General features: G+C 39.2%; 6 tRNA genes. 3 read left to right on the top strand and 3 right to left on the bottom strand.

The window, feature by feature from the left end:
* Positions 1-222: 222 nt before the first annotated feature.
* From AAEY68_RS20585 to AAEY68_RS20575, 3 genes are all read right to left on the bottom strand, one after another.
* Positions 223-298 (bottom strand) — tRNA-Val (locus AAEY68_RS20585).
* A gap of 160 nt (positions 299-458) precedes the next feature.
* A tRNA-Val gene (locus AAEY68_RS20580) sits at positions 459-534 on the bottom strand.
* A gap of 153 nt (positions 535-687) precedes the next feature.
* Positions 688-763 (bottom strand) — tRNA-Val (locus AAEY68_RS20575).
* A gap of 1,169 nt (positions 764-1,932) precedes the next feature.
* Between AAEY68_RS20575 and AAEY68_RS20570 the strand changes: the two genes are divergently transcribed.
* From AAEY68_RS20570 to AAEY68_RS20560, 3 genes are all read left to right on the top strand, one after another.
* Positions 1,933-2,008: transfer RNA gene (locus tag AAEY68_RS20570), tRNA-Ala, on the top strand.
* A gap of 37 nt (positions 2,009-2,045) precedes the next feature.
* Positions 2,046-2,121, top strand: a tRNA-Glu gene (locus tag AAEY68_RS20565).
* Positions 2,122-2,265: 144 nt separating this feature from the next.
* Positions 2,266-2,341 (top strand) — tRNA-Glu (locus tag AAEY68_RS20560).
* Positions 2,342-2,405: the final 64 nt, after the last annotated feature.

Raw genomic sequence — 2,405 nt, 5'->3', positions numbered from 1 at the left:
TGATACTGGACTTGAACCAGTGACCCTCGCCTTGTAAGGGCGATGCTCTCCCAACTGAGCTAATCACCCACATATAAATTAAAACGCTACTATTGAAATAAATAGTACTGGACTTTAACCAGTGAACCTCGCCGTTACTTGTAAATAGCGGTAATGTTCTCTTTTTTCTAACTGAGCTAACGACCCATTTAGATTTTCTTGTAATATGCACCATTCTAAGAATGGTGGGTCGTACTGGACTTGAACCAGTGACCCTCGCCTTGTAAGGGCGATGCTCTCCCAACTGAGCTAACGACCCATATTACATGCTACTACCTATATAGATAGTACTGGACTTTAACCAGTGAACTTCGCCATCTTTTATAAAAGGCGGTGATGCTCTCTTTTCTTGTAACTGAGCTAACGACCCATATTACAATTTTAAAACACGACTATTATATAATAATAGGTTTTATATGTGGTGGGTGATACTGGACTTGAACCAGTGACCCTCGCCTTGTAAGGGCGATGCTCTCCCAACTGAGCTAATCACCCACATATAAATTAAAACGCTACTATTAAAATAAATAGTACTGGACTTTAACCAGTGAACTTCGCCGTTACTTGTAAGTAGCGGTAATGCTCTCTATTTTCTAATTGAGCTTAGGACCCATATAGAATTTAGATGTGAACACTTTAATTAAAAAGTGGTGGGTGATACTGGACTTGAACCAGTGACCCTCGCCTTGTAAGGGCGATGCTCTCCCAACTGAGCTAATCACCCACATCTAAACAACATTGCATTGCTGCGTTGTTGTGGGGCGCTATTATAGATAGAGTTGGAAATGTGTCAACACTTGAATGATAAAAATGTGCTGAATGAAGGTTTTATAAACAATAGGATATGGTTGAAGTCTATTTTATCATCAAATTTGATATTGCAGTTCAATTAAGCACCTAATAAGCTCCTAAAAGTGAGTAGGGAATTGTATTTTATTAATCTTAAATTTAGCTTCACGATACTTATTGTTTTTTTTACTGGAGTCGTTTTTATGATTATGAGCAAGATGGATTAATATTAGGGCGAGTTATTTAGTGAATAGAGCGGTCCTTTAAAAATGAATTTAATCTAAACTCCCCAAAACAAATGCTATTTTCAGCATTCTAAACTCTATTTTTGTACTTACTTTATTTTTATAAGCCAACCTAGCCAAATCGTAAATACTCATACTTCACTAATAGCCTTCGGATTAAGACTAAATAGATCACATATAACTAGTGCGTGTTGACCTTTGTGGATTGAACCCAAAGGGCAGCGCATGTTTGGACTTTATGCGGCGTTATCGCCTATTCATGGGTAATAACCAAACTACATAGGCTCTGCCTTGCCTAAAAACCAAACATACTGCTGCAAATTCACCCACCAAAGATCAACACGCCCTGAAGTTTTGTGCATAGCATTACGAAGCTACAATGCTCTTTAAAAAATGTTCTTCAAACAATAATCGAGTTTTTGAGTACGAGTTACGCTGGTTATTAAGCAAGTAAAGGCAGTGGGCACTCTCAAATCCACATTTAAGTTTTGGTTATTATAAGCAATTGTAACTTTTAAAAGATTAAGGCGATTGGCGGGGCCTTAATTGGTAGTTTTTAGATAAGTTCAATTTGCATATAAATGTATACCTTTACTTTGATGCAATTTTGTTGCATTAAATAGGGGAGTAGGGTGTTGTTAAGTATTCGCTGCGATATAGTGATGTTATTATAAGCAGTAGGGCTAGAATCTTATTCAAATTGTATTTTTTAGCACGCTTGATAGCCAGTTTGTTGAAAATTAAACCATTTAAATAAAGCTAGGTAAAAAACTGTTGACTTTATTTTGGGTGGTGCATAGAATGCGCCCCGCACTAAGCGATACACGATGTGTTTATCACGACGGGTATTGATTAAGTTGGGGCCATAGCTCAGCTGGGAGAGCGCTTCGCTGGCAGTGAAGAGGTCTGCGGTTCGATCCCGCATGGCTCCACCAAAAATTAGTGTTTTGTCCTAGGGTAGCAGTTTTCTGTGTCCCCATCGTCTAGAGGCCTAGGACACCGCCCTTTCACGGCGGTAACAGGGGTTCGAATCCCCTTGGGGACGCCACTTAACTTTTATTAGTTAAAGGCGGTTTTACCGAGAAAATAGCGTCACAATTAAAGCTCGAGTCTTTACTTGTATTAAACGCAATTACCTTAAAGCTCATGATGTGAGTTAAACTTATCAACTGTCCTAGTGACACATTTATGTGTCCCCATCGTCTAGAGGCCTAGGACACCGCCCTTTCACGGCGGTAACAGGGGTTCGAATCCCCTTGGGGACGCCACTTACTTATTTTTAATAGGAAAGTGAAGTGTTATTAAGAAAGCTCGCCTGAAACGAGTCTAAAA

This window comes from Pseudoalteromonas sp. RB2-MNA-CIBAN-0110 (assembly GCF_040309305.1).
In the GTDB taxonomy this organism is placed as follows: Bacteria; Pseudomonadota; Gammaproteobacteria; order Enterobacterales; family Alteromonadaceae; genus Pseudoalteromonas; species Pseudoalteromonas arctica.
This window is presented reverse-complemented; position numbering and strand designations above follow the sequence as displayed.